Origin of the sequence: Streptomyces sp. NPDC093252 (assembly GCF_040683675.1) — a bacterium.
Taxonomy (GTDB): Bacteria; Actinomycetota; Actinomycetes; order Streptomycetales; family Streptomycetaceae; genus Streptomyces.
On the sequence record NZ_JBFBEM010000016.1, the window covers coordinates 200,896 to 227,120 of the forward strand.

Consider the following 26,225-nt stretch of genomic DNA (forward strand, 5'->3'; position numbering starts at 1 on the left):
GCGGGGCCGTGTCGATATGCGGCTCCGCCGCGTGGGCGCGACCAGCCACCACCCAGCCGCACCCACCCCGCGCCCCCACTACCCCCTACCTCCCCGCACCCACCCCCACCGGCACCCGCTCGGTCTCCACAACCTCCGCCGGACGGCGCTTGCTCGGCCACCACATGCCCCGGCCGAACACCACCGCCAGCGCCGGCACCAGCACCAGCGACAGCACCAGCGCCGACAGCAGGATGCCCAGCGCCGTCGAGAAGCCGACCTCCTGGTTGGCCGGGTTGGCGATCAGGCTCGCGAACGAACCCGCCAGCACCACGCCCGCCGTCGTGATCGCCGGTGCCGTGTGCCGGACGGCCTTCGCTACCGCCGCCCGGACCGTGACCCGGCGGCCCGCCGCCATCTCCTCACGGATGCGGTCACTGATCAGGATGTTGTAGTCCGTGCCGAGGGCGACCACGAAGAGGAAGAGGACGAGAGGGAGCGTGAAGGTGACGCCCGCGCGGTCCAGGCCGTGCTGGAAGACCAACGTCGCCGCCCCCAGCGTCGCCGCGAAGCCGAGGCCCACCGCCACCAGCAGCACCAGCGGCGCCACCACGGAACGCAGGAGCAGGAACAGGATCAGGGCGATCAGCGCCGCCGCGATCGGGAACACCAGGCGCAGATCCTTGTCCACGGCCTCGGAGATGTCCGCGTAGACCGCCGCCGTACCCGTGATGTGGGCCTCCGCGCCGTTCGGCTCGTGCTCGGCGACAGCCGCCCGCACCGGGCCGGACACCAGGTCCCGCGCCTCGGACGTGTCCGACGCGACCTTCAGTACGACGCCGATACGCGCCGCCGAGCCGTCCTCGTCGTAGGCGGCGGGCAGCACCTGGCCGACGCCCTCCGTCTTGCCCAGCGCGCCCGCGAGCGCGTCGACCGCGCCCTTCTCCAGGGGGCCGTCCCCCTTCACGTACACCGTGTGCGGGTCCGTCGCCCCGGCGGGCATCGCCCGGCCGATCTCCTCGGACACCCGTACCGCGTCCGTGCGGTCCTGCTCCGGCATGTCGTAGCTCATCCGGACGCCCGCCGCGCCCGCCGTCAGCGCGCCCAGCAGGGCCAGGCTCGCGAGGATGTAGCGGACGGGGTGCCGGGTGACCGAGTCGCCGAGCCGGGCCGCGACGCCGCCGCTCCGCTCCACCCGCCACGCCTTCGACGGCCAGAACATCCGCTGCCCGGTGACCGCCAGCAGCGCCGGCATCAGGGTCAGGCTGGCCAGCAGCATCACCAGCACCGAGACCGCGATGGACGGGCCCAGCACCCGGAACTGGCCGAAGCTCGCGACCCCGAGGGTGGCGAACGCCGCGACGATCGTCAGCCCGGCGGACGTGATCGCGCCGCCCACCTTCCCGGCGGTCACCGCCGCCGCCTCCCGCGCGCTCCGCTCCGGGTGGGCCCGCAGTTCCTCGCGGAAGCGGAACAGGAGGAAGAGGAAGTAGTCGATGCCTATGCCGAGGAGGATGACGCTGATCAGGGAGGGGACGGACGCGTCGAGGGGGATGTCGAAGAGGACCGCCGTCCCCGCCACCGCGCCCATCGCCACCCCGCCGATCAGCGTGCAGGCGATCAGCGGCAGCAGCGCGGCCAGCACACTGCGGAACACCAGGACGTTCAGCAGCACGATCAGGCCCATGGTCAGCCCGGCGATCAGCGCCTCGCGGTGCTCACCCGCCTCGACGGTGTCGGCCGTCGACGCGATCCCGCCGGTGAACCCGGCCCGCAGCCCGGCCTGCCCGAACTCGTCCACCGCGGTGTCCCGGACGTCCCGGTACACCTCCTGGAGCGCCGGGTCGTTCATGTTCCCGGTGAGGGAGACGGTCAGGAGCTGGAAGGTGCCGTCGGGCGCCGTCGCCCCCGGGCCGAAGTCCGGCCGCTGCGAGTGGTCCTCCATCAGCGGCATCTCCGGCTTCGGCGCCTCGATCCGCCGCTCCCGCAGCTCGGCGGTGATCGCGGCGATCCGCTCCCGGTCGGCGCCGGTCAGCTTCCCGCCGTCGGCCCGCGCCACCAGCACGGTCGCGGCGTTGGCGTCCGGCTTCTCGCCGAACTCGTCCTCGGCGATGCTCAGCGCGGCGGCGGAGTCGTACCCCTTGGGGAGGAAGTCCCCCGGCTGGGAGTCGGTGGCCTTGAACATCAACGACTGGCCGAGCAGCGACAGGGCGATGCCCAGCACCGCCCAGACGGCGATCGTCAGCCAGCGGCGGCGCGCGGCGAACGAGGTCAGACTGCGGATCATGGTGGTCAGGGCCTCTTCCGGAGACGGGGTCGGGGGATGTCTCCAGCTCATCAGCCCCAGGACCCCCCGGACGTCCTGCACGGGACCGAACCCGGACCCGGACCCCGGTCATGCCCGCCCGGTACCCAGGACCCGGGTACTGGGCGGTGATCCTGCGGGGTGAGGAGGGGCTGACGCCCGGCTCGTGGTCGTATGGGAGGGGGCAGCCCCATGCCCGTCACCGTAGTCACCGCCACCACCGCGCCCGCCCGGAGAAACCCCCATGAAGCACCACGTCCGCGCCTGGCGCTGGTACACCGCCGACGCCGGGCAGCGCGGCCTCGCCTCCCCCGCGCTCGGCTGGCTCCGCAACGACCTCCTGATCCTCTTCGTCATCGCCTTCGAACTCCTCGACTACATCGCCACCAGCATCGAGCGGAACGAGGTGACGGCGGCCGGTGTCGTCGTGGTCGCCCTCGCCCCGCTGCTCCTGCTCACCCGGCGTGACCATCCGGTCCGGACCCTGCTGGCGCTGCTCGCCGTGCAGACCGCGGCCGGGCTGTTCGTGCCGATGGTCCAGGGCCTCGGGTTCGCCGTCTTCCTCGCCCTCTACGGAGTCGTCCGTACGGCGCCCAGGGCCACGGTCGCCTGGTGCGTGGCCCTGGCGCTGGCCTCGGCCGCGGTGCGGGCGCTCGCCGGTGGTGCCCCGCTGCTGGAGGTCCTCGGCGACGCCTTCGGGCTGATGGTGGTCGTGCTGGCCGCGCTGTGGGTGAACCAGTGGCGCCGCCAGACCGCGCTGACCCGGCGGCTGCTCGCCGAGCGCGCGGTCACCGACGAGCGCCGCCGCATCGCCCGCGAACTCCACGATGTGGTGGCCCACCACATCACCACCATGTATCTGATGTCCGGCGGCGCCCGCACCGTGCTGGACCACGACCCGGACGCCTCCCGCGAGGCCCTGGTCACCCTGGAGTCCTCCGCCCGGGAGGCGCTCGGCGAGATGCGCACCCTACTGGGCGTGCTGCGCGGCGACGACGCCCCCGAAGCGCCCAACGAGCCCCAGCCCGGCATCACCGACCTGCGCCACCTGGTCGACAGCGTCACCGCCGCCGGTCTGCCCACCAAGCTCCGCACCACCGGCACCCCGCCCGCGGCCCCGCTGCCCGCCACCAGCGGCCTCACCGTCTACCGGATCGTCCAGGAGGCCCTGACCAACACCCGCAAGCACGCCGGGGACGCCACCGCCGAGGTCCACCTCGACTACGGCCCCGACCACCTCACCGTGACCATCACCGACGACGGCCACCCCCACCCCCACCCCCGCCGTGCATCGTCGCTGGTCGGGGGCGGGTATGGTCTGCTGGGAATGAGGGAACGCGTCGCGGTCCACGGGGGCTCACTGGAGGCCGGCCCCCGCGCGGAGGGCGGGTTCCTGGTGACGGCGACCCTGCCGCTGTCACCCCCGTACCCCCGAGCCGCCGAGAGAGACCCCGCCTCGTGACGCACCCGGTGACCGACCCCCTGACCGTACTGATCGCCGACGACCAGCCCCTCGTCCGCACCGGCCTCTCCCTCATCCTGCGGGCGGCCCCCGACATCGAGGTGGTCGGCGAGGCGGGCAACGGAGAGGAGGCCGTCGAGGCCGCCCACAAGCTGCGCCCCGCCGTCGTGCTGATGGACATCCGGATGCCGGTCCTGGACGGCGTCAGCGCCACCGAACGCCTGGTCGCCGAGCTGCCCGGCATCCATGTCCTCGCCCTGAGCACCTTCGACATGGACGAGTATGTGATCCGCGCCCTGCGCGCGGGCGCGTCCGGCTTCCTGCCCAAGGACGTCTCCCCCGAGGAACTGGCGGCAGCCCTGCGCACGGTCCGCTCCGGCGAGGCCGTGGTCGCCCCCCGCCTGCTGACCCGGCTGATCGCCACCTTCGTCAGCGCCCCCCAGCTCACCGCCGACCTGACCGGCCTCACCGCCCGCGAGACGGAGATCCTGCGCCTGATCGCCTCGGGCCTGGACAACACCGAGATCGCGACGACCCTGGCCATCGGCGTCCAGACCGTCAAGAACCATGTCACCAACGTCTTCGCCAAGCTCGGCGTCCGCGACCGCGCCCAGGCGGTGATCGTGGCGTACGAGTCGGGCTTGGTGAGGGCAGGCAACGGCACCTCGTAGCCGCCGGGGGCCCAAGGCACCCCAGGGGCCCGCGGAACTGCGCGACCAGCCACATCCACCCCCGCACCCACCCGACTACCCTCGACCCATGCCCCCCACCGCCCCCGCCTACAAACGACTGAGCGTAGAGGCCCGCAGAGCCCAACTCCTCACCGCCGCCCTCACCCTCTTCGCCCTCCGCGCCCCCGAGGACGTCTCCCTCGACGATGTCGCCGAGGCGGCCGGTGTCTCCCGCCCCCTGGTCCACCGCTACTTCCCCGGCGGCAAGCAGCAGCTCTACGAGGCCGCCCTCCGCTCCGCCGCCGACGAGCTGGAGCAGTGCTTCGACGAACCCCGGGTCGGCCCCCTCCTCGCCCGCCTCGCCCGCGCCCTGGACCGCTACCTCGCCTTCGTCGACGGCCACGACACCGGCTTCAGCGCCCTCCTCCAGGGCGGCAGCGTGGTGGAGACCTCCCGGACGACGGCCATCGTGGACGGCGTACGCCGGGCCGCCGCCCGGCACATCCTCGACCACCTCGCCGCCCCGGACCCGGGCCCCCGACTGCGGATGACCGTCCGGATGTGGATCACGGCCGTGGAGGCGGCCTCCCTGATCTGGCTGGACGAGGGGAAGCAGCCGCCGGTGACCGAGCTGCGGGACTGGCTGGTGGAACAGTTCGTGGCGATGCTCGGCGTCACCGCCGGACGCGACCCGCAGACGGCGGACCTGCTCGGCGCGCTCGCCGCCGGGGCGGATGATGACACCGGCGCCGAGAAAGGCGGAACACTGGTGCCGTGAAGAGCGAAGACACCCCATTCGAGGGCGGCCCCCTGGACGGCCGGGTGCTGCCGGTGCTGCTCGGGATCACCGGGCACCCGCCGAAGACGTACCGCGTCCCGGTCCCCGACCCCGCCGGGGGCGAGCCGACCGTCCTCGTGTACCTGCGTACCCCCCGCTCCCCCAGCGGCAAGGTCGGGATGCGCGACCGCTGGAAGTACGTGTACGCCCCCGAGGGGAGGCCGGCGTCCCGCCCGAAGTGGCCATGGACCAAGCCGGACCGACCGAACGGAACCGGCCCCGGCCCCGGGTGACCCGGTGCCCCCCTCCCACGCGTCCCCACCCCGGGTGACCCCGTTACGCCATCCCGCCCACCCCGCGCGCGCACCCCACCACCCCGCCGCATCCTCGCGATGCGGGGCGGAGACACCTCCCCGCACCGGAGGTGATGACATGTCAGGAAGGCTTCTGCGACTGGCCTGTACGGCGGTCTGCGCCCTCTCCACCCTCGCCGCGACCACCCCACCGGACGCCGGCACCGACGACGGTACCGACGGCACCCCCACCGTCGCCGCCCTCCTGACGGACCTTCAGCGCCTCTACCGGGAGGCCGAGAAGGCCACCGAGACCTACAACGCCACCGAGGAGCAGCTCACGAAGCAGCGCGCCGAGGCCGGCCGTCTGGACACCGCCCTCGCCCGCGCCCGCGCCTCCCTGCACGACAGCCGCACCGCGGCCGGCCGACTGGCCCGCCAGCAGTACCAGTCCACGACGGACCTCTCCCCCTACCTCCATCTACTGCTGGCCCGGGACCCCTGGCGGGCGGTGGACCAGGGGCATGTCATCGGCCAGGTGGCGCGGGAGCGGGCCGCGACGGTGAACCGGCTGACCGGCGGCGAGCGCAAGGCGGACGCCCTGGCCCGCCGCGCCCGCACCGCCCTGGACACACAGCGCGCCCTCGCGCACAAGCAGCAGAAGCAGCGCGACGAGGTCACCGGCAGGCTGGACGCGGTGGAGAAGCTCCTCGCGTCCCTCACCGCGGAACAGCTCACCGCCCTGACCGCCCTCGAAGCGGAGGACGCCCGGAAGTCCCAGGACACGTTCATGGCGTCGGGCGCCCTGAGCAGCACGGCGAAGAACCCGACCGCCCAGGGCGAACGGGCCCTGCGCTACGCGGTGGAGCAGGTGGGCAAGCCGTACGAGTGGGGGGCGGAGGGCCCGGACAGCTACGACTGCTCCGGGCTGACCTCCGAGGCGTGGGCGGACGCCGGGACCACGATCCCCCGGACCAGCCAGGAGCAGTGGGCCCGGTTGGACCGCGTCCCGCTGGACCACCTGCGCCCCGGCGACCTGGTGGTCTACTTCCCCGAGGCCACGCATGTGGCGCTCTACCTGGGCGACGGCAAGGTCGTCCAGGCCCCCCGCCCCGGCGCGACGATCAAGGTCTCCCCCATCGCCGCGAACCCCATCCTGGGCGCGGTCCGCCCGGACCCGGGGGCACCGCCGATGCCTACGTACACTCCACCGACCCTCCCCGACAACGCCGAGGATGGCTCGGACGAGGGCTACAACAACGTCTAGGGGCGCGGGGAACTGCGCGACCAGCCACGACGAACCCGCACTCACCCACTCAGCGAAGCCAGATACGCCTCAGTCTTCTCCGGCTCATAGAAGAAGTTCTCAAAGTCCGAGGGGTCATCAAAGCCATTCGCGAAGCGATCCCCCACCGCCGGAATCCCCCCCGCCGCCCCGATCAGGTTCAGCACATGCTCCGGCGGCGGCGCCAGCATCGCGTTGGTCCACTTGGTGACATGCCGCGCGGTCTCCCAGTACCGCTCGAACGTCGCCCGCATCCACGCCTCGTCGAACTCCTTCTCCCCGCGTTCCAGGATGGACGCGAGATAGGAGGCCGCGCACTTGGCGGCGGAGTTGGAGCCCTGCCCGGTGATCGGGTCGTTGGCGACGACGACATCGGCGACCCCGAGGACGAACCCGCCGCCGGGAAGCTGCCCGACGGGGTTGCGGACCGTCGGGGCGTAGCGCCCGGAGAGCGTGCCGCCCGCGTCCGTCAGCTCGGCCTTGGTGGCCCGCGCGTACTCCCACGGCGTGAACCGCTCCATCAGCTCCAGGGTGAGGGAGAGATGTTCGGCGGGGTCCTTGATGCCCTGGAAGGCGTCCAGGGGGCCGCCGGGTATGCCCTCCCAGAAGAGGATGTCGGCGCGGCCGGAGGTGGTGAAGGTCGGCATGACGAAGAGTTCGCCGACGCCGGGGACGAGGTTGCAGCGGACCGCTTCGGTGTCGGGGTGCTCGGGGCGGGGGCCCAGGCCGTGGACGTAGGTGACGGCCAGCGCGCGCTGCGGCTCGCGGTAGGGGGAGCGGGCGGCGTCCCGGCCGAACATCTGGACCAGTTCGCCCTTGCCGGCCGAGACCAGCACCAGGTCGTAGGCGCGGGAGAAGTAGTCGAGGTCGCCGACGGCCGCGCCGTGGATGACGAGCTGGCCGCCGCGCTGGGCGAAGGTCTCCATCCAGCCGGCCATCTTGACCCGCTGGTCGACGGACTGGGCGTGGCCGTCGAGCCTGCCGAGCCAGTCGATGATCCGCTGGGTGGGGCCGGGGTCGTGCGAGCCGGGGGCGGCGACGGAGACCCCGAGGCCCTCGATACGGGGGGCCTGGGACTCCCAGAAGTTGAGCTGGAGATCGCGCTCGTGCTGGAGCGCGGTGTGGAACATGCACTGTGTCGACATGACCCGGCCGGCGCGGATCTCGTCGGCGGTCCGGTTGGACATCAGTGTCACCTCGTACCCGTGCGACTGGAGGCCGAGGGCGAGCTGGAGTCCGGACTGGCCGGCTCCGACGACGAGTATCTTCCGCATAGGGGTGCTGGCTCCCTGGGTCGGGCCTGAGGGGTGGCAGGCCGGTCTACTCGGGTGTTTCGTCCAGCGCGTGGCCGACGAGAGCCAGAAGGGTCTCGATCACTGAGATCCGGCGCCGCGCATCCATGATCATTACAGGGATGTGGGACGGGATCGTCAACGCTTCCCGCACATCCTCCGGTGCGAACATCTCACTGGCGTCGAAGTGGTTGACCGCGACGACATACGGCAGTCCGCAGCTCTCGAAGTAGTCGAGGGCCGGGAAGCAGTCCTTCAGCCGCCGGGTGTCGGCCAGCACGACGGCACCGACCGCGCCGCGCACCAGGTCGTCCCACATGAACCAGAAGCGCTGCTGGCCCGGGGTGCCGAAGAGGTACAGCACCAGATCGTCGTCCAGCGTGATCCGGCCGTAGTCCATGGCGACGGTGGTGGTGAGCTTGCCGGGGGTGGCCGAGAGGTCGTCGGTCTCCTCGCTGGCCTCGGTCATCAGCGCCTCGGTCATCAGCGGAGGGATCTCCGAGACCGCGGTGACCAGGGTGGTCTTGCCGACCCCGAACCCCCCGGCCACCACGATCTTGGTGGCGATGGGGGCCCGGCTGTGGTCCGTCTGCCAGGACCGGAGGTTGTCGTCGTCGTCGACGAGCGGGATGACGCCCGAGGCGGCGGCGTCAGAGACGACGGAGTCCACTCAGCACCCTTTCCAGCAGCGCGCGCTCGGGGCGGCCCGTGCCATGGCCGGTCCCGGTCCCGTACACATGGATCTTTCCCTGGTCCGCGAGGTCGCTGAGGAGCACCCGGACCACGCCCAGGGGCATCTTCAGCAGTGCGGCGATCTCGGCCACCGTGCGCATCCTGCGGCACAGTTCGACGATGGCCCGCATCTCCGGCATGACCCGGGCCATCGAGCCGTTGGTCAGTTCCTTGCGCTCCTCGGGGGCCTCCAGGGCGGCCGTGGTCGCCACGAAGGTCTCGACCAGGAGGACATGGCCGAAGCGGGTCCGGCCGCCGGTGAGCGAGTAGGGCCGGACCCGGGCGGGTTTGCGGTCCCCGCCGCGCACCGGGAGTTTCTGGGGTCCGCCGTCGCTCATCGCTCACCCTCCGCCGGTCCGGCCGCCCGGGACACCCCGGCGGGCTCCTTCTCCGGCTCCGAGTCCGGCTCCAGGGACTTGCGCAGCTCGGTGCGGAGTTCCGGGGTCAGCACATGTCCGGCGCGGCCCACGAAGAGCGCCATGTGGTAGGCGACGACGCTCATGTCGCAGGCGGCGGAGCCATGGACGCCGAGCAGCGAGCCGTCACTGATCGACATCACGAAGAGGCTGCCCTCCTCCATCGCGATCATCGTGTGCTTGACCCCGCCGTAGTCCAGCACCTTGGCCGCCCCGAGGGTGAGGCTGCCGATACCGGAGACGATGGTGGCGAGGTCGGCGGAGGAGCCGCGCGGCCCGGTGGGCCGCTCCTCGCGCGTCTCGCGGGCCGCCGCGATTCTCCCGGGGTCGGAGGAGAGCAGCAGCAACCCGTCCGAGGAGACCACCGCGACGGAGAGGATGCCGGGCACCTCCTCGACGAGGTTGGTCAGCAGCCAGTGCAGATTGCGGGCCTCACTGCTCAGTCCGAACGTACTGGGCGCGGTCAACTGCTTGCCTCCTCGACAGTTCCCCCCGTGGATTCTTCGGCTTCCGCGTGTGCGGTGGGTACGGCGTGCGCGGCCCTGGTCCGGGCCGTCTCCTCGGCGATCTCCGCCCGGACGTCCCGCAGTCCGGCCTCGGCGCCCCGGCGGAAGCCGCCCAGCCTGCGGCGCAGTGCCTCGGCGTCCACGGAGGAGACGCGGGGGCGCGGCGCGGCCTGGGGCGCGCTGATGCGGGGGGTGCGCTTGGGCAGCCCCTTCTCGGTGACGGCCTCCTCCGGCTCGGCGTGAGGGCGCTCGTCGGGGGCGCGCTCATGGGTGTCGGGGCCTATGGCGTAGGGGTCCGGGGCGGCGACGGCCACTGGGGCGACAGCTACTGGGGCGACGGCTCCTGGGGCGACGGCTCCTGGGGCGACAGCTCCCTGGGCCGGTACCGATACCGGCTCGAAGGGCTCCGGTTCCGGCTCCGGTTCCGAGGGGTCGTCCAGGGGTTCCGGGGCCAGCAGCTCCATCGTGGTCTCGGCGGGGCTGGGCTGCCGGGCGACCTTGCGGACGGGCAGGGGCTCGGGTGCGGGCTCCGCATGGCGCTCGGGTGCGGGCTCGGGGTCGGAGCCGGGCTCGGGGTCGGCGGGAACACCCGGTTCCGGTACCGATCCCTGTACCGGCTCCGGTTCCGGTTCCGGTGCCCGCACCTCCTCCGGGTGGGCCGCCGCCACCGCCTTCTCGGCGAGGGCGACCAGCGGGTCCTGGGCGCCGGAGCGGCCGTGCAGCCTGTTGGAGTTGGCCTCGGCGTCGGCGCCGGGCAGGGTGAAGGTGCCGGTGGCGTCGACGGCGGGCGCGGGGGCCGGTACGGCGGCCGGGCCACCGGTCACCAGCAGCGACTTGGGCAGGACGACGACCGCGGCGATCCCGCCCTGCTTCTGGTCGCGCAACTGCACCCGCACCTGGTGGCGCTGGGCGAGCCGGGCCACCACGTACAGCCCGAGCCCGAGGCCGTCGTCGCCCTCGCGCTCATAGGGCGACTCGGGGTCGAACGCGCCGAGCCGGGCGTTGAGCCGGGTCATCCGCTCCTCGGTCATGCCGATGCCCTCGTCCTGCACGGAGAGCATCACCTCGCCGTTCTCCAGCAGCCAGCCGGAGACCTCGACGGGGATCTCGGGCGGGGAGACCGTGGTGGCGTTCTCCATGAGTTCGGCCAGCAGATGGGAGAGGTCGTCGGCGGCGAACCCGGCGAGCTGGGCGTGCGGCGGCAGCGCGGCGATGCGGATGCGCTCGTAGCGCTCGATCTCGCTGACGGCGGCGCGGACGACATCGACCAGCGGGACCGGTCCCGCGGTGTGCTGGACGTGCTCGGTACCGGCGAGGACGAGGAGGTTCTCGCTGTGCCGGCGCATGACGGTGGCGAAGTGGTCGAGCTTGAAGAGGGTGGCGAGCCGGTCGGGGTCGTCCTCGCGCTCCTCCAGTGCCTCGATGACGGCGAGCTGACGCTCCACCAGGCCGAGGGTGCGCAGGGAGAGGTTGACGAAGGTGCCGCCGATGCTGCCGCGCAGCCGCTCCAGCGCGGCCAAGGACTCGTCGAGTTCGCCGCGGAGCTGTTCGCGGGCGTCGGCCATCCGCTGGCGCTGGGCGACCAGGTGCTTGCGGTCGGACTCCAGGGTGGCGATCCGCTCGTGCAGGGCGACGGCCTGGGCGTGCAGGGCGTTGACGGACCGGACGACCCGGGCGAACTCGTCGTTGCGGCCGGTGAACTTCACGGCCTCGGCGGCCCGCGGGTCCTCGGCCTCGGCGAGCCGGGCGGAACCGAGGCGCAGCACGGCGAGCGGGCGGGTGAGGGTGCGGGCCATGGCGGTGGCGATACCGACGGCGAGCAGCATCAGCGCGCCGAGCAGGGCGACGCGGATCTCCAGCGCGGTGACATCGTCGTCGCGGAGGGTCTCCAGCGCGGTGGTGCGGCGTTCGTAGAGGGCGGATTCGACGCCGCGCATCAGCTCGATCCGGGCGGAGAGGGCGGCGTCCAGTTCCTGGGGGTCGGTGCCGAGTTCGGCGTCGCCGAAGGAGGAACTGCCGGTGAGGTCGGCGAGGTACTGGTCGGCGTCGTTGACCTCGGTGCCGGTGAGGGTGGAGTCGTAGGAGGACTTGGCGCTGTCCGGGGCGGTCTCGCGAAAGCCGGCGAGGGCGGCGTCGGAGCGCAGCCGGGCCTGCTGGGCGGCGGCGGTGAGCGCGTCGCGGACCTTGGTGTCGGCCTCGGAGGAGACGGTGGTCTCGGTGGCCAGCCCGGTGATCGGGTCGTAGGTGGTCTCGGTGGTGGTCGGCACGCTGAGCGCGGCCAGCAGCAGGCCCCGGGTGGCGGCGGCCTGCTGGACGGCGGTGTCCAGGTCGGCGAGGGCGTGGGCGCCGGAACCGGCCCGGGGGGGCTGTTGTTCGGCGAGGTCCTCGGCGAGGCGGTGGAGTTCGGCGATGGCGTGGGAGTACGCCTGGTGGGCTTCGAGGGCGCCGCTCTTGCCGGTGAGGGCGGAGCGGCGGACGGTGGCGACGGCGTCGAGGTCGGCGCGCAGACCGGCCGGGATGTCGGGGTCGGCGCGCAGTTCGGAGACCTGGCGGTCGACCCGGACGCTGTGCTGCTCGTTCGGGGCCTTGGACTCGGGGCGCCCGGCCGCGACGAAGGAGGTGACCTCGTCGCGTTCGTCGGCGAGCGAGTGGGCGAGGGTGAGGGCGCTCTGCGCCTGCCCGGCCAGGACCACCAGGTCCTGGGTGTCACTGAGCTGACCGGAGGCGGCGAGCACCGCGGGGGTGCCCGCGGCGGCGATGGCCGCGGCGACCACGGTCACCGCGATGATCAGCCGGTTGCGGACATGGGTGGGGCGCCCGCGTCCCACGGGCGGGGCGGCGGGGGGAAGGGCGGAGGGGACTATCGAGGGGGCGGCGGAGGGGCCCCCGGGCGGGGTGGCCGCCGGGGCGGTGGCCGGACCAGAGGGGCCGGAGAGGCCGGAGGGGCCCGTCGGTGCCCCGGCGGTGGTGCCGGGCGTGTGGTGCGGGCCTCCCGTGGGGGCCGTCCGCTTGCCTGCGCGCCGAAGCCGCTTCTTCTGCACCGGTGCTCGCATTCCTGACTCGCTGTACCCAAGGGGCCGGGTGACGTTCCGTCAATCGTCCGTCATTTCGGTGCAACTGGTGCGACCTCACCCGGTTTCGGTGACCGACCCTCCCAGTGCCGCTGGGTGGTGGTCGCGCATCATCGGACCCGCCACCCGAAGGAGTGAACATCGGAGGGGAGTTGGCGGGCAAGTTCCTCCGGCGTGTGCGGACGGGTGGCTCACGCGCGCCAGTTGGACGTCGGGGACGCACTTTGACAGGATTCGCCGTCACCGGTTTCCAGACCATTGCATTACCCACCAAAACCGGCGCCCGACCTGCGGGGCCGTGCCGCGCGGGCAGAGGTTGTCGCCCCTTCGCGCAGCTTGTGAAGGGGTGGTGCAGACTGACGGAATGCGTACGGAACTGGTATCGGAGCCCGGCGACCGGGCTCGGCCCAACGAGGACTTCGCGAGCGTCGGACTACCCGCGTGCGGACAGGGCGGTTCACTCGTGGTGCTCGACGGGGTGACGCCGCCGCCGGACGGGACGGGCTGCGCGCATTCCGTCCCGTGGTACACCGCGCGCCTGGGCGGGGCCCTGACCGAACTGACCGTTTCACTACCGGATGTCCCCCTCACGGAAGCCCTGTCGCTCGCCATCGCGCGTACCGCTTCCGCACACAGGGAAACCTGTGACCTTTCTCACCCCCGCACTCCGCAGGCAACCGTGGTCACCGCCCGCTGGACCGATTCGAAGATCGAATACCTGGTTCTCTCCGACTCGGCCCTGCTGGTGGAGTCCCCGGACGGCGGCGTCACCCCGGTGCTCGACGACCGGCTCGACCGGGTCCCCCGGGCCACCCTGACCTCGGCCGCGCTCACCGACGCCACCCTGCGCAACCAGGAGGGCGGCTTCTTCACCGCCGCCGCCGACCCCTCGGTGGCCGCACGGGCGGTGACCGGGACCCTGCCGCGCGCCGAGGTCCGCGCGCTGGCCGCGCTCACCGACGGGGCGACCCGCTGGACCGAGACCTTCCACGAGGGCGACTGGACCGATCTGTTCCTGAACGTCCGCAAGAACGGGCCGCGGTCCCTGATCGACCAGGTACGCGCGCTGGAGCGGGCGGACGCCGAGGAGCGGGTGCGGCTGCGGCGGAGCAAGACGCACGACGACGCGACGGTGGTCTTCGTGGAGCTGTGAGGAGAGAGAAGAGAAGGGACGAGAGAGAGGAGAGAAGGGAGAAAAGGGAGGAGGAGCGGCCCTACTTCTCCATCCCCTGGTTCAGTCGCTGGAGCAGCCGGGCCAGTTCCGCCACCTCGCGGCGGTCCCAGTGGGCGAGCTTGCTGACGTACCGGGCGCGGCGGGCCTCGCGGACCCGGCCGACCCGGGTACGGCCCTCCTGGGTGAGATGGACCAGCCAGGCCCGGCCGTCCGCCGGATCGGGCTCGCGGGCCACCAGGCCCAGTTCCTCCAGGGCGCGCAACTGACGGGACATGGTGGCCTTGCCGACCCCGATGTACGCGGCGAGGTCGGTGGCCCGCTGCCGCCCGTACTCGTCGAGCCGCACCAGCAGTCCATAGGCCGAGGACTCCAGGTCGGGGTGGACCTCCCGGGCCATCTCGCCCTGGTTGGCCCGCGTCCGGCGCATGAAGACGGTCAGCTCCCGCTCCAGGGCGAGGAACTCGCGGTCCGCAGCACCGGGCGCGCCCTCGCGCGCGCCATCGGGCGCCGGGCCCGCCTGGCCCCGCTGTCCGCCCGCGTTCTGGTCCTCGTGCACGTCGTCAGTACCCCTGCCCGGTTTCCGGTTCATGAGAAGTTCCGCCAGGAGCCGTCACCTCCGCGGCTCCGTCAGTATTTCGCAGGCATAGACCAACGGCAGCGACCGGCTCCCCTTGACCTTCCGGCGTTCTACGTGCGTAGCGTTCTACCGCCCCGCCGGGGCCCTGCCCACGGCATGGGACGTACCCGGCGTGTCGGGGTATCGGGATGCCGGGACCCTCGGGTGGCTCCGCCCCGGACCGCAACGGGCCGGAACGGACCAGAACGGACCAGAACGGGCCGGACCGGAACGGAACGGGGACCCGGAACAGGGGCCCGGAACAGGGGCCCGGAACAGGGGTCCGGAACGGGCGAGGGCCCGGGGCCTCCCTCACGGGACCCCGGGCCCTGCCCTGCACCGGTCGCGTCCGTCACGCCGCGACCGGAACCTCCGGCGTCGCCGCCCCGTGGGTGGCGGGCGCGAGCGCCAGTTCCAGGACCTGGCGGACATCGGTCACGGCGTGGACGTCCAGCTTGTCCAGCACCTCGGCCGGGACATCGTCCAGGTCGGCTTCGTTGCGCTTGGGGATGACGACGGTCGTCACCCCGGCGCGGTGCGCGGCGAGCAGCTTCTGCTTCACGCCGCCGATCGGCAGCACCCGCCCGGTCAGCGACACCTCACCGGTCATCGCCACATCCGTCCGGACCAGCCGGCCGGAGAGCAGCGAGGCCAGGGCGGTCGTCATGGTGACGCCCGCGCTCGGGCCGTCCTTGGGGACCGCGCCCGCCGGGAAGTGGATGTGCACACCCCGGGACTTGAGGTCGCCCACCGGCAGTTCCAGCTCCGCGCCGTGCGAGCGGAGGAAGGACAGGGCGATCTGCGCGCTCTCCTTCATCACATCGCCGAGCTGACCGGTCAGGGTCAGGCCCGCCGCGCCCGTCTCCGGGTCGGCCAGCGACGCCTCCACGAAGAGGACGTCCCCGCCCGCGCCGGTGACCGCGAGACCGGTGGCCACACCGGGCACCGCCGTACGGCGCTCGGCCGGGTCCTGGGCGGACTCGGGTACGTGGTGCGGCCGTCCGATCAGACCGCGCAGTTCCGCGTCCGTCACGGTGAAGGGCAGCTTCCGCTCCCCCAGTTCGTGCTGGGCCGCGATCTTGCGCAGCAGCCGGGCGACCGACCGCTCCAGCGTGCGCACCCCGGCCTCGCGGGTGTACTCGCCGGCCAGCTTGCGCAGGGCGCTCTCGTCGATGATCACCTCGTCCTTGTCCAGGCCCGCCCGCTCCAGTTGGCGCGGCAGCAGGTGGTCGCGGGCGATGACGACCTTCTCGTCCTCGGTGTAGCCGTCGAGGCGGACCAGCTCCATCCGGTCGAGCAGGGCCTCCGGGATGGCTTCGAGGACATTGGCGGTGGCGAGGAAGACGACGTCGGACAGGTCCAGCTCGACCTCCAGGTAGTGGTCCCGGAAGGTGTGGTTCTGGGCCGGGTCCAGGACCTCCAGCAGGGCGGCGGCCGGGTCGCCCCGGAAGTCGGACCCCACCTTGTCGATCTCGTCCAGCAGCACCACCGGGTTCATCGACCCGGCCTCCTTGACCGCCCGGACGATCCGGCCCGGCAGCGCGCCGACGTAGGTGCGCCGGTGGCCGCGGATCTCGGCCTCGTCCCGGACCCCGCCGAGGGCGACCCGGACGAACTTGCGGCCCATGGCGTGGGCCACCGACTCACCGAGCGAGGTCTTGCCGACGCCGGGCGGGCCGACGAGCGCCAGCACGGCACCGCCGCGCCGCCCGCCGACGACCCCGAGGCCCCGCTCGCCACGCCGCTTGCGCACGGCCAGGTACTCGGTGATCCGCTCCTTCACGTCCTCCAGGCCCGCGTGCTCGGCGTCCAGGACGTCCTTGGCGCCCTGGATGTCGTAGGCGTCCTCGGTCCGTTCGTTCCACGGCAGTTCGAGGACGGTGTCCAGCCAGGTGCGGATCCAGGAGCCCTCGGGGGACTGGTCGCTGGACCGCTCCAGCTTGTCGACCTCCTTGAGAGCGGCCTCCCGGACGTTCTCCGGCAGGTCGGCGGCCTCGACGCGGGAGCGGTAGTCGTCGGACTCCTCGCCCTCCTTGCCCTTGTCTCCGTTCAGCTCGCGCAGTTCCTTGCGGACCGCTTCGAGCTGGCGGCGCAGCAGGAACTCCCGCTGCTGCTTGTCGACGCCCTCCTGGACGTCCTTGGCGATGGTCTCGGCGACATCCTGCTCGGCGAGGTGGTCGCGCAGTTGCTGGGTGGCCAGCTTCAGCCGGGCGACCGGGTCGCCGGTCTCCAGCAGTTCGATCTTCTGTTCGGTGGTCAGGTACGGCGAGTATCCGGAGTTGTCGGCCAGCGCGGACACGCCCTCGATGGCCTGCACCCGGTCCACCACCTGCCAGGCGCCGCGCTTGCGGAGCCAGGTCGTGGCGAGTGCCTTGTACTCCTTCACCAGGTCGGCGACGCTGCCCGGCAGCGGGTCGGGCACGCTCTCGTCGATCCGGGTGCCCTCGACCCACAGCGCCGCTCCGGGCCCGGTCGTCCCGGCCCCGATCCGTACGCGGCCCCGCCCCCGGATCAGCGCGCCCGGGTCGCCGTCGGCCAGCCGGCCGACCTGCTCGACCGTGCCGAGCACGCCCGTCGTGGCGTAGACCCCGTCGATCCTCGGGACGAGCAGCACCCTGGGCTTGCCCGGCTCCGACCGCGCGGCGACCTGCGCGGCCTCCACCGCGGCACGTACATCGGTGTCATTGAGGTCCAGCGGGACCACCATCCCGGGCAGCACGACCTCGTCGTCGAGCGGCAGCACGGGCAGGGTGAGCGGTGTGAACGCCCCGTAGTCAGCGGACTCAGCAGCCATGATCTCCCCTTCGGCAGTCAAGTTGAGCTATGCCGACTCAATGCTCATGAGCCTTGTATTGTTCCCCACCGGATGTTCGCTCTGAGCGATCGCCCGGAACGCCCTCCGTGACGTGCCAGAACACCGACGGCCACGGGGGGGGATTCCGGCCACCGGGAATCCCCGCTAGAGTAATGATCACTTCTCAAGAGTGACCATTACAAGAGTGACCATTGCAGGGGACCACTACAGGGGGCAGGGAATGAACGAGACCGTACGGGCCTGGGTGACCGGATGGGTCGTGTCGCGCGGGGCGGCGGAGCCCCTGGCCGAGCCCTGGGGCTGGACCGTCGACGTGGGCCTGCCGGAGCAGGCCACCCGGCATGTCCTCGGCACGATCGGCGACGCCGTGGACGAGGAGACGGTCCGCAAGGTCGCCGGGCCGGTGCTGGGCGAGGGCGTCTGGCTGAAGATCTTCGCCGACCCCGCGCGGGTCGCCCCCTGGCTGGGCGACGACTGGTGGATCGACCCCGATCCCAGTTGTCTGATGTCCGTACGGCTGACCGGCCGCCCGGACACCGGACGCCCGCTGCCCGACGGCTACCGGACACGCGTCTGGACGCGGGACGGGGTGACCCGGATGATGATCGCCGCCGCCGACGGCTCCTTCGCCGCCCGGGGCCAGATCGCCACCGTCGGCACCATCGCCGTGGTCGACCGGATAGCGACCGCCCCCGCCCACCGCCGCCTGGGCCTGGGCACCGCCGTGATGCACACCCTGCACCGCACCGCCGCCGAGCGCGGCGCCCACACCGCCGTCCTCGGCGGCACCTCCGAGGGCCGGGCCCTGTACGAGTCGCTGGGCTGGCGCGTGGTGGCCCCGCTGACCAGCGCGAGGTACACCGGGAGCGGGGGCGATGTCAGTGCCGCCCTCTAATCTCCGCGCATGGGAATGACCGGAGAGTACGTACGGCTGAGCGCCGCCGATCTCGATCGGGCGCTCGGTGACGCCGACTGGGCACAGCAGCGGGTCGGCGAACTGGCCGAGGCGGAGGGCGAGGCGGAGTCCCCGCTGCCCGAACCTCGCCTGCACAGCACCGACAAGACCTGGCAGGCGCTGGACTTCCTGCTGCGCCGCAGGGCGTTCCCGGTGGACATCGTGTTCGGCGAGGAGGACATCCCCGGGGCCTCCGACTGGGGGCACGGCCCGCCCCGCTACCTCACCCCGGACCGGGTCGGCGCCGCCGCGCGGGCGCTCGCGGACCTGACCGTCGAAGCGCTGGCGGAGGGCGTCGCGGGATCCGACCTCGCGGCGGCCGAGATCTACCCCCAGGGCATCTGGGACCGGGACGGCGGGGAGTTGGAGTGGGTGCTCTCCGAGTACCAGGACCTGACCCGCTTCTTCCGCATCGCCGCCCGCTACCGGCAGGGGGTGGTGATGTGGATCGGGTGAGGGGACGGGGGTGAGGGAAGGGGAGGTGAGGGCCGGGACACCGACCGGACCGCGACGCCCCGGGTCGGCGCCCACCCGGAGCACCCCACTGCCCACCCGGAGAGCCCCGCCATCCGCCCGAAGCCTCGCCGCCCATCCGCAGAACCCCGTCACCCACCCGAAGACCCCCGTGACCGCCCGGAGGGCCCCGTTCGTTCACGCTCCGTCAATGTCATGTGCGAAATTCCGTCAGCAAGGCGTCAGGAAGCTGACAGGATGGGCGGATGCCTCTCTCCTCACCGCCCCCGTCGTCCCCTCCCGGCACCGATGACGTCCCGGTCGTGCTGGACCGGCGGGACGGGCCCCACGGCGAGGTCGTGCTGCGCCGGCACGGGGAGTTGCTCCAGATCATCGCCAACGGCTGCTTCCTGATGGACACCTCGGACGGCCGTTCCGAACGGCTGCTGGTGGACGCGGCGCTGGGCGCTCTCGGCGACCGCCCCCGGCCCGCCGTGCTGATCGGCGGACTGGGCGTCGGGTTCTCGCTCGCACACGCCGCCGCCGATCCCCGATGGGGCCGGATCACGGTGGTGGAGCGCGAACCGGCCGTCATCGACTGGCATCTGACGGGTCCCCTTTCCGAGTTCTCCCGCGAGGCCCTCGCCGACCCGCGCACCGAGGTGGTGCGGGCCGATCTGATCGACTACGTCAATGAGACGTGCGCCACTTATGACGCGCTCTGCCTCGACATCGACAACGGGCCCGGCTGGACCGTGACCGAGGGCAATGACAGCCTCTATTCGGAGGCCGGAATCGCAAGCTGCGCAAGGGTGTTGAACCCCTCGGGGGTACTCGCCGTATGGTCCGCGAAACCCTCTCCGGAATTTGAAGGAACCTTGAGGAATGCCGGATTCCAACGTGTGCGTACCGAAGAGGTCCCGGTTGCCCGGGGAGTTCCGGACGTCGTGCACATCGGCGTCCTGCCTGGATAGCAAAGCCGCGGTGACTGCCCGTACGCTGCCTACCTGACGCGGATCATTCAAGCGTCGATCGCAGTCGAGGGATCACCCCACGGATTCCGAAAAGCACACTTCAGGGGCGGGCGATGGAGCAGACACACACCTCCCAGAGCAGCGCGGCGGCGACGGCCACCCCGGGCGCGCAGCGGCGAGTCCTGGTGGTCGAGGACGATCCGACCATCGTGGACGCCATCGCGGCCCGGCTGCGCGCCGAGGGATTCCTCGTGCAGACCGCAGGAGACGGTCCGGCGGCCGTCGACACGGCCGAGGCATGGCAGCCCGATCTGCTGATCCTGGACATCATGCTGCCCGGCTTCGACGGTCTGGAGGTCTGCCGCCGGGTGCAGGCCCAGCGCCCGGTGCCGGTGCTGATGCTCACGGCGCGTGACGACGAGACGGACATGCTGGTCGGCCTCGGCGTGGGCGCCGACGACTACATGACCAAGCCGTTCTCGATGCGGGAACTGGCGGCGCGGGTGCATGTCCTGCTGCGCCGGGTGGAGCGGGCGGCCCTCGCGGCGTCCACGCCGCGGAGCGGCATCCTGCGCCTGGGCGAACTGGAGATCGACCACGCCCAGCGCCGGGTGCGGGTGCGCAGCGAGGACGTGCATCTGACGCCCACCGAGTTCGATCTGCTGGTCTGTCTGGCGAACACCCCGCGCGCGGTGCTCTCCCGGGAGCAGTTGCTCGCCGAGGTGTGGGACTGGGCGGACGCCTCCGGCACCCGGACCGTCGACAGCCACATCAAGGCGCTGCGCCGCAAGATCGGCGCGGAGCGGATCCGCACGGTGCACGGCGTCGGATACGCGCTGGAGACCCCGACGCCATGAGCGGGGGGCGGCCGGCCGCGAGAAGGAGCCCCGGGGAGCGAAGGCCCGGCGAGGAGCCCTGGGGCGGGGTACGGCCGTTCTCGATCAAGACCAAGCTGGGCGCGCTGGTGGTCACCTCGGTACTGATCACCACCGGTCTGTCGATGATCGCCGTGCGGACCCAGACCGAGCTGCGGTTCATCACCGTCTTCTCGATGATCGCCACGCTGCTGATCACCCAGTTCGTGGCGCACTCGCTGACCGCGCCGCTGGACGACATGAACACCGTGGCGCGGGCGATCTCGCACGGCGACTACACCCGCCGGGTGCGCGAGAACCGCCGGGACGAGCTGGGCGATCTGGCCGTCACCATCAATCTGATGGCGGACGAGCTGGAGGCGCAGGACCATCAGCGCAAGGAGCTGGTGGCCAACGTCTCGCACGAGCTGCGCACCCCGATCGCGGGGCTGCGGGCGGTGCTGGAGAACATCGTGGACGGGGTCACCGAGCCCGACCAGGAGACCATGCGCACCGCCCTGAAGCAGACCGAGCGGCTGGGGCGGCTGGTGGAGACGCTGCTGGACCTGTCCCGGCTGGACAACGGGGTGGTCCCGCTGAAGCAGCGGCGGTTCGAGGTGTGGCCGTATCTGTCGGGGGTGCTGAAGGAGGCCAACATGGTCGCCTCGGCCCGCGCGGGCATGGCCTCCGGCTCCGGCAGCCACACCCGTACGGATGTCCATCTGCATCTGGACGTGACCCCGCCGGAGCTGACCGCGCACGCCGATCCGGAGCGGATCCACCAGGTGGTGGCCAATCTGATCGACAACGCGGTCAAGCACAGCCCGCCGCACGGCCGGGTCACCCTGCGGGCCCGGCGCGGCGTCCGCCCGGAGTCGCTGGAGCTGGAGGTGCTGGACGAGGGTCCCGGCATTCCGCGCTCGGAGTGGCACAAGGTGTTCGAGCGGTTCAACCGGGGTGCGGTGAACCGGCCGCACGGTCCGGGCAGCGACGGCGGGACGGGGCTCGGGCTGGCCATCGCGCGCTGGGCGGTCGATCTGCACGGCGGCCGGATCGGCGTGGCCGAATCGGAGCGGGGCTGCCGGATCCTTGTCACCCTTCCGGGAGACCCGGCGCTACCGAGTTGACGTAAAGTTTGCCGAGAGACGTCCGGCCGACAGCCCGGCGGGCGTCACTCGACACGTGTGATCAGGCACGTGCGGACCGCAGGTCACGGGCGCGACACGCGCCGGACCTGGGCCGACGCATTTCTCCAACAGCGGAACCACGCTTGTTTCCCGCCATTTACAGCCGTGAAACTCGCCCCGCGATGTGACTTACGCGACGATGAACCGGCCCGACCTGACCTTCGCGGTCGCGGGGGCGTAGCCTTTATTCCCGCTGTCCCATCACCTTGTGAAGCGGAAGAGGGCGGTTGCCGCCGTGTCGCCACAGTCCCCCAGTAACGCATCGAGTGTCTCGACCGACGCCGGTCAAGCGGGCAAGAACCCCGCCGCCGCGTTCGGGCCGAACGAGTGGCTCGTCGACGAGATCTATCAGCAGTACCTCCAGGACCCGAATTCGGTAGACCGCGCCTGGTGGGACTTCTTCGCCGATTACAAGCCGGGCGCTCCCGCGGCCGGGACAGCGGAGACCACCACCACCGCCCCGGCGGCCCCCGCGCAGGCTCAGGCCCCGGCACCGGCTGCGCAGGCGACCCCTGCCGCCCCGGCACCGGCCGCCCCGCAGCCCGCCGCGACCGCGACCGCCCCCGCGCAGGCCCCGGCGCCCGCCCGGCCCGCGGCCCCGGCCGCGCCCGCCGCGCAGCCGCCCGCCGCCGCCCCGGCCCCCGCCAAGGCCGCCCCGGCGGCTCCGGCGGCCAAGGCGGCTCCGGCCGCTCCCGCCGCCGCCGCGCCCGCCGGTCCCGAGCTGGTGACGCTGCGCGGCCCGGCCGCCGCCGTGGCGAAGAACATGGACGCCTCGCTGGAGATGCCGACCGCCACCTCGGTGCGCGCGGTCCCGGTGAAGCTGCTGTTCGACAACCGCATCGTGATCAACAACCACCTCAAGCGCGCCCGGGGCGGGAAGATCTCCTTCACCCACCTCATCGGGTTCGCGATGGTGCAGGCCATCAAGGCCATGCCGGCCATGAACTGGTCGTTCCAGACCAAGGACGGCAAGCCCACCCTGGTCAAGCCGGAGCACATCAACCTCGGCCTCGCCATCGACCTGGTCAAGCCCAACGGCGACCGCCAGCTCGTGGTCGCGGCGATCAAGAAGGCCGAGACGCTCAACTTCTTCGAGTTCTGGCAGGCGTACGAGGACATCGTCCGCCGCGCCCGGGACAACAAGCTGACGATGGACGACTTCACCGGGGTCACGGTCTCCCTGACCAACCCCGGCGGCCTCGGCACGGTCCACTCGGTGCCCCGCCTGATGCCCGGCCAGTCGGTGATCATGGGCGTCGGCGCCATGGACTACCCGGCGGAGTTCCAGGGCACCTCCCAGGACACCCTGAACAAGCTCGGCATCTCCAAGGTCATGACGCTCACGTCGACCTACGACCACCGGGTGATCCAGGGCGCTGCGTCCGGCGAGTTCCTGCGCCAGGTCGCCAACCTGCTGCTCGGCGAGAACGACTTCTACGACGCCATCTTCGAGTCGCTGCGCATCCCCTACGAGCCGGTCCGCTGGCTCAAGGACATCGACGCCAGCCACGACGACGACGTCACCAAGGCCGCCCGGGTCTTCGAGCTGATCCACTCCTACCGGGTGCGCGGCCATGTCATGGCCGACACCGACCCCCTGGAGTACCGCCAGCGCAAGCACCCCGACCTCGATGTCAACGAGCACGGGCTGACGCTGTGGGACCTGGAGCGGGAGTTCGCCGTCGGCGGCTTCGCGGGCAAGGCCCTGATGAAGCTCCGGGACATCCTCGGCGTGCTCCGCGACTCGTACTGCCGCACCACCGGCATCGAGTTCATGCACATCCAGGACCCCAAGCAGCGCAAGTGGATCCAGGACCGGGTGGAGCGCGGCCACACCAAGCCGGAGCGCGAGGAGCAGCTCCGCATCCTGCGCCGGCTGAACGCGGCGGAGGCGTTCGAGACCTTCCTCCAGACCAAGTACGTCGGGCAGAAGCGGTTCTCCCTGGAGGGCGGCGAGTCCGTCATCCCGCTGCTCGACGCGGTCCTCGACTCGGCCGCCGAGTCGCGCCTGGACGAGGTCGTCATCGGCATGGCCCACCGCGGCCGGCTGAACGTGCTGGCCAACATCGTCGGCAAGTCGTACGCGCAGATCTTCCGGGAGTTCGAGGGCAACCTCGACCCGAAGTCGATGCACGGCTCGGGCGATGTGAAGTACCACCTGGGCGCCGAGGGCACCTTCACCGGGCTGGACGGCGAGCAGATCAAGGTCTCGCTGGTCGCCAACCCCTCGCACCTGGAGGCGGTCGACCCGGTCCTGGAGGGCGTCGCCCGCGCCAAGCAGGACATCATCAACAAGGGCGGCACGGACTTCACGGTGCTGCCGGTGGCAATCCACGGCGACGCGGCCTTCGCGGGCCAGGGCGTGGTGGCCGAGACCCTCAACATGTCGCAGCTCCGCGGCTACCGCACCGGCGGCACGGTCCACATCGTCATCAACAACCAGGTCGGCTTCACCGCCGCCCCCGAGTCCTCGCGCTCCTCGATGTACGCGACGGACGTGGCCCGGATGATCGAGGCCCCGATCTTCCATGTGAACGGCGACGACCCGGAGGCCGTGGTGCGTGTCGCGCGCCTCGCCTTCGAGTTCCGTCAGGCGTTCAACAAGGACGTGGTGATCGACCTCATCTGCTACCGCCGCCGCGGGCACAACGAGTCGGACAACCCGGCCTTCACCCAGCCGCTGATGTACGACCTGATCGACAAGAAGCGCTCGGTGCGCAAGCTCTACACCGAGTCCCTGATCGGCCGCGGTGACATCACCCTGGAAGAGGCCGAGCAGGCCCTCCAGGACTACCAGGGCCAGTTGGAGAAGGTCTTCACCGAGGTCCGCGAGGCCACCTCGCAGCCCGCCGCGGTCGAGACGCCCGACCCGCAGGCCGAGTTCCCGGTCCAGGTGAACACCGCGATCACCTCCGAGGTGGTCAAGCGGATCGCCGAGTCCCAGGTCAACATCCCCGAGCACATCACCGTCCACCCGCGGCTGCTGCCGCAGCTCCAGCGCCGGGCGGCGATGGTCGAGGACGGCACCATCGACTGGGGCATGGGCGAGACCCTCGCCATCGGCTCGCTGCTCCTGGAGAACGTGCCGGTGCGGCTGTCCGGGCAGGACTCCCAGCGCGGCACCTTCGGCCAGCGCCACGCGGTGATCATCGACCGCGAGACCGGCGAGGAGTACACCCCGCTCCAGTACCTCGCCGAGGACCAGGCCCGGCTGAACGTCTACAACTCGCTGCTCTCCGAGTACGCGGCCATGGGCTTCGAGTACGGCTACTCGCTGGCCCGCCCGGACGCGCTGGTGATGTGGGAGGCGCAGTTCGGCGACTTCGTCAACGGCGCCCAGACGGTGGTGGACGAGTTCATCTCGTCGGCCGAGCAGAAGTGGGCGCAGACCTCCGGCGTCGTGCTGCTGCTGCCGCACGGCTACGAGGGCCAGGGCCCGGACCACTCCTCGGCCCGCCCCGAGCGGTTCCTCCAGCTCTGCGCGCAGAACAACATGACGGTCGCCATGCCGACGCTGCCGTCGAACTACTTCCACCTGCTGCGCTGGCAGTCGCACAACCCGCACCACAAGCCGCTGGTGGTCTTCACCCCGAAGTCGATGCTGCGGCTGAAGGCGGCGGCGTCCAAGGCGGAGGAGTTCACCACGGGCCACTTCCGCCCGGTCATCGGCGACGACTCCGTCGACCCGGCGGCCGTGCGCAAGGTCGTCTTCTGCGCCGGCAAGGTCTACTACGACCTGGAGGCGGAGCGCAGGAAGCGGGGCGTCACCGACACCGCGATCATCCGGATCGAGCGGCTGTACCCGCTGGCGGGTGCCGAACTCCAGGCGGAGATCAAGAAGTACGCGGGCGCCGAGAAGTATCTGTGGGTGCAGGAGGAGCCGGCGAACCAGGGCTTCTGGCCGTTCATCGCCCTCAACCTGATCGACCACCTGGATCTCGCGGTCGGCGCGGACGTCCCGCACGGCGAGCGGCTGCGGCGGATCTCCCGCCCGCACGGCTCGTCCCCGGCGGTCGGTTCCGCCAAGCGCCACCAGGCGGAGCAGGAGCAGCTCGTACGCGAGGTGTTCGAGGCGTGAGCGGCGTGCACGGCGTGCCCTGCGGAAGTGGCGTGAGCTAGCCGCTGAGCGCGGTGCCGTGCTGAAGGGCCCGGCCCCCGGGGAACTCCGGGGGCCGGGCCCTTTCCCGTGCCCTTGTCCGGTGCCGGGGGGCAGATCACCTCCGATTCGGAGTCCCAGTAGGGACGCCGCCCGGCGAGCACGTGCAGTACCTGACTGTGCACGGCGGAGTAGGTGTCGGTCAGTCCCGACACCGCGCCCTCGCGGACCGCCACCGCCTCCGCCGGGCGTCCGGCGGCGTCGAGATCCTGGGCGAGTCCGGCGGCGAGGCTGAGGGTCTGGCCGTGGTT

General features: G+C 71.9%; 20 protein-coding genes. 12 read left to right on the top strand and 8 right to left on the bottom strand.

Annotated elements, in window-relative coordinates:
* Nucleotides 1-85: 85 nt before the first annotated feature.
* The gene (locus AB0O01_RS30240) at nucleotides 86-2,266 is read right to left on the bottom strand and encodes an MMPL family transporter (protein WP_365318276.1); all 2,181 of its coding nucleotides are present in this window, start codon (nucleotides 2,264-2,266) and stop codon (nucleotides 86-88) included.
* Nucleotides 2,267-2,528: 262 nt separating this feature from the next.
* Here AB0O01_RS30240 and AB0O01_RS30245 point away from each other — a divergent pair, with 262 nt between their 5' ends.
* From AB0O01_RS30245 to AB0O01_RS30265, 5 genes are all read left to right on the top strand, one after another.
* On the top strand, nucleotides 2,529-3,746 hold the full coding sequence (locus AB0O01_RS30245; RefSeq protein WP_365318278.1) for a histidine kinase: 1,218 nt from the start codon (nucleotides 2,529-2,531) through the stop codon (nucleotides 3,744-3,746).
* Nucleotides 3,743-4,417, top strand: coding sequence for a response regulator transcription factor (locus tag AB0O01_RS30250; protein WP_365318279.1), 675 nt, complete (start codon nucleotides 3,743-3,745; stop codon nucleotides 4,415-4,417). The genes AB0O01_RS30245 and AB0O01_RS30250 overlap by 4 nt, the downstream gene beginning before the upstream one ends.
* Before the next feature lie 88 nt (nucleotides 4,418-4,505).
* Nucleotides 4,506-5,195, top strand: coding sequence for a TetR/AcrR family transcriptional regulator (locus AB0O01_RS30255; protein WP_365318281.1), 690 nt, complete (start codon nucleotides 4,506-4,508; stop codon nucleotides 5,193-5,195).
* On the top strand, nucleotides 5,192-5,488 hold the full coding sequence (locus AB0O01_RS30260; RefSeq protein WP_365318283.1) for a hypothetical protein: 297 nt from the start codon (nucleotides 5,192-5,194) through the stop codon (nucleotides 5,486-5,488). The genes AB0O01_RS30255 and AB0O01_RS30260 overlap by 4 nt, the downstream gene beginning before the upstream one ends.
* Nucleotides 5,489-5,627: 139 nt before the next feature.
* Nucleotides 5,628-6,755, top strand: coding sequence for an NlpC/P60 family protein (locus AB0O01_RS30265; protein ID WP_365318284.1), 1,128 nt, complete (start codon nucleotides 5,628-5,630; stop codon nucleotides 6,753-6,755).
* A gap of 41 nt (nucleotides 6,756-6,796) precedes the next feature.
* On the opposite strand, the gene AB0O01_RS30270 is transcribed toward AB0O01_RS30265, so the two are convergent.
* From AB0O01_RS30270 to AB0O01_RS30290, 5 genes are read right to left on the bottom strand one after another with little or no spacing between them, the layout of a single operon-like run.
* Nucleotides 6,797-8,047: a styrene monooxygenase/indole monooxygenase family protein gene (locus AB0O01_RS30270; protein ID WP_365318286.1), complete on the bottom strand. Its 1,251-nt coding sequence runs from the start codon at nucleotides 8,045-8,047 to the stop codon at nucleotides 6,797-6,799.
* Nucleotides 8,048-8,093: 46 nt separating this feature from the next.
* A complete protein-coding gene (locus AB0O01_RS30275; protein ID WP_365318288.1) occupies nucleotides 8,094-8,735 on the bottom strand; it encodes an ATP/GTP-binding protein in 642 nt (213 codons plus the stop codon).
* The gene (locus tag AB0O01_RS30280) at nucleotides 8,716-9,135 is read right to left on the bottom strand and encodes a DUF742 domain-containing protein (protein WP_365318290.1); all 420 of its coding nucleotides are present in this window, start codon (nucleotides 9,133-9,135) and stop codon (nucleotides 8,716-8,718) included. The genes AB0O01_RS30275 and AB0O01_RS30280 overlap by 20 nt, the downstream gene beginning before the upstream one ends.
* Nucleotides 9,132-9,680 carry a roadblock/LC7 domain-containing protein gene (locus tag AB0O01_RS30285; protein WP_365318291.1) on the bottom strand — a complete coding sequence of 183 codons (549 nt, stop codon included), beginning with the start codon at nucleotides 9,678-9,680 and terminating at the stop codon, nucleotides 9,132-9,134. The genes AB0O01_RS30280 and AB0O01_RS30285 overlap by 4 nt, the downstream gene beginning before the upstream one ends.
* Entirely contained in the window at nucleotides 9,677-12,772 is a 3,096-nt protein-coding gene (locus AB0O01_RS30290) for a nitrate- and nitrite sensing domain-containing protein (RefSeq protein WP_365318293.1), read from the bottom strand. The genes AB0O01_RS30285 and AB0O01_RS30290 overlap by 4 nt, the downstream gene beginning before the upstream one ends.
* 382 nt (nucleotides 12,773-13,154) lie before the next feature.
* Here AB0O01_RS30290 and AB0O01_RS30295 point away from each other — a divergent pair, with 382 nt between their 5' ends.
* Nucleotides 13,155-13,943: a protein phosphatase 2C domain-containing protein gene (locus AB0O01_RS30295; protein WP_365318294.1), complete on the top strand. Its 789-nt coding sequence runs from the start codon at nucleotides 13,155-13,157 to the stop codon at nucleotides 13,941-13,943.
* 61 nt (nucleotides 13,944-14,004) lie between these two features.
* On the opposite strand, the gene AB0O01_RS30300 is transcribed toward AB0O01_RS30295, so the two are convergent.
* Together AB0O01_RS30300 and lon are read right to left on the bottom strand one after the other, a co-directional pair.
* Nucleotides 14,005-14,415 carry a MarR family transcriptional regulator gene (locus tag AB0O01_RS30300; RefSeq protein ID WP_365318392.1) on the bottom strand — a complete coding sequence of 137 codons (411 nt, stop codon included), beginning with the start codon at nucleotides 14,413-14,415 and terminating at the stop codon, nucleotides 14,005-14,007.
* Between the two features lie 517 nt (nucleotides 14,416-14,932).
* Nucleotides 14,933-17,374 (bottom strand): endopeptidase La, encoded by a 2,442-nt coding sequence (lon, locus tag AB0O01_RS30305; RefSeq protein WP_365318295.1) that lies wholly within the window; start codon nucleotides 17,372-17,374, stop codon nucleotides 14,933-14,935.
* Nucleotides 17,375-17,615: 241 nt separating this feature from the next.
* Here lon and AB0O01_RS30310 point away from each other — a divergent pair, with 241 nt between their 5' ends.
* The 6 genes from AB0O01_RS30310 to AB0O01_RS30335 all read left to right on the top strand — a co-directional run bounded on the left by AB0O01_RS30310 (nucleotide 17,616) and on the right by AB0O01_RS30335 (nucleotide 25,896).
* On the top strand, nucleotides 17,616-18,290 hold the full coding sequence (locus AB0O01_RS30310) for a GNAT family N-acetyltransferase (RefSeq protein ID WP_365318297.1): 675 nt from the start codon (nucleotides 17,616-17,618) through the stop codon (nucleotides 18,288-18,290).
* A 9-nt stretch (nucleotides 18,291-18,299) separates the two neighbouring features.
* The gene (locus AB0O01_RS30315) at nucleotides 18,300-18,806 is read left to right on the top strand and encodes a YfbM family protein (protein ID WP_365318299.1); all 507 of its coding nucleotides are present in this window, start codon (nucleotides 18,300-18,302) and stop codon (nucleotides 18,804-18,806) included.
* A gap of 263 nt (nucleotides 18,807-19,069) precedes the next feature.
* Nucleotides 19,070-19,777, top strand: a complete 708-nt coding sequence (locus AB0O01_RS30320; RefSeq protein ID WP_365318301.1) for a spermidine synthase — start codon at nucleotides 19,070-19,072, stop codon at nucleotides 19,775-19,777.
* A 113-nt stretch (nucleotides 19,778-19,890) separates the two neighbouring features.
* On the top strand, nucleotides 19,891-20,634 hold the full coding sequence (locus AB0O01_RS30325) for a response regulator transcription factor (protein WP_365318303.1): 744 nt from the start codon (nucleotides 19,891-19,893) through the stop codon (nucleotides 20,632-20,634).
* The gene (locus AB0O01_RS30330; protein WP_365318304.1) at nucleotides 20,631-21,758 is read left to right on the top strand and encodes a HAMP domain-containing sensor histidine kinase; all 1,128 of its coding nucleotides are present in this window, start codon (nucleotides 20,631-20,633) and stop codon (nucleotides 21,756-21,758) included. The genes AB0O01_RS30325 and AB0O01_RS30330 overlap by 4 nt, the downstream gene beginning before the upstream one ends.
* Nucleotides 21,759-22,053: 295 nt before the next feature.
* Nucleotides 22,054-25,896, top strand: a complete 3,843-nt coding sequence (locus AB0O01_RS30335) for a multifunctional oxoglutarate decarboxylase/oxoglutarate dehydrogenase thiamine pyrophosphate-binding subunit/dihydrolipoyllysine-residue succinyltransferase subunit (protein ID WP_365318306.1) — start codon at nucleotides 22,054-22,056, stop codon at nucleotides 25,894-25,896.
* Nucleotides 25,897-26,225 lie beyond the last annotated feature (329 nt).

Excerpts from the sequence above, each read along its gene's own strand:
- AB0O01_RS30265 (WP_365318284.1), top strand. The coding sequence starts at position 5,628 with ATGTCAGGAAGGCTTCTGCGACTGGCCTGTACGGCGGTCTGCGCCCTC.
- AB0O01_RS30245 (WP_365318278.1), top strand. The coding sequence starts at position 2,529 with ATGAAGCACCACGTCCGCGCCTGGCGCTGGTACACCGCCGACGCCGGG.
- lon (WP_365318295.1), bottom strand. The coding sequence starts at position 17,374 with ATGGCTGCTGAGTCCGCTGACTACGGGGCGTTCACACCGCTCACCCTG.
- AB0O01_RS30310 (WP_365318297.1), top strand. The coding sequence starts at position 17,616 with ATGAACGAGACCGTACGGGCCTGGGTGACCGGATGGGTCGTGTCGCGC.
- AB0O01_RS30295 (WP_365318294.1), top strand. The coding sequence starts at position 13,155 with ATGCGTACGGAACTGGTATCGGAGCCCGGCGACCGGGCTCGGCCCAAC.
- AB0O01_RS30270 (WP_365318286.1), bottom strand. The coding sequence starts at position 8,047 with ATGCGGAAGATACTCGTCGTCGGAGCCGGCCAGTCCGGACTCCAGCTC.
- AB0O01_RS30255 (WP_365318281.1), top strand. The coding sequence starts at position 4,506 with ATGCCCCCCACCGCCCCCGCCTACAAACGACTGAGCGTAGAGGCCCGC.
- AB0O01_RS30280 (WP_365318290.1), bottom strand. The coding sequence starts at position 9,135 with ATGAGCGACGGCGGACCCCAGAAACTCCCGGTGCGCGGCGGGGACCGC.
- AB0O01_RS30325 (WP_365318303.1), top strand. The coding sequence starts at position 19,891 with ATGGAGCAGACACACACCTCCCAGAGCAGCGCGGCGGCGACGGCCACC.
- AB0O01_RS30330 (WP_365318304.1), top strand. The coding sequence starts at position 20,631 with ATGAGCGGGGGGCGGCCGGCCGCGAGAAGGAGCCCCGGGGAGCGAAGG.
- AB0O01_RS30290 (WP_365318293.1), bottom strand. The coding sequence starts at position 12,772 with ATGCGAGCACCGGTGCAGAAGAAGCGGCTTCGGCGCGCAGGCAAGCGG.
- AB0O01_RS30320 (WP_365318301.1), top strand. The coding sequence starts at position 19,070 with ATGCCTCTCTCCTCACCGCCCCCGTCGTCCCCTCCCGGCACCGATGAC.
- AB0O01_RS30315 (WP_365318299.1), top strand. The coding sequence starts at position 18,300 with ATGGGAATGACCGGAGAGTACGTACGGCTGAGCGCCGCCGATCTCGAT.
- AB0O01_RS30240 (WP_365318276.1), bottom strand. The coding sequence starts at position 2,266 with ATGATCCGCAGTCTGACCTCGTTCGCCGCGCGCCGCCGCTGGCTGACG.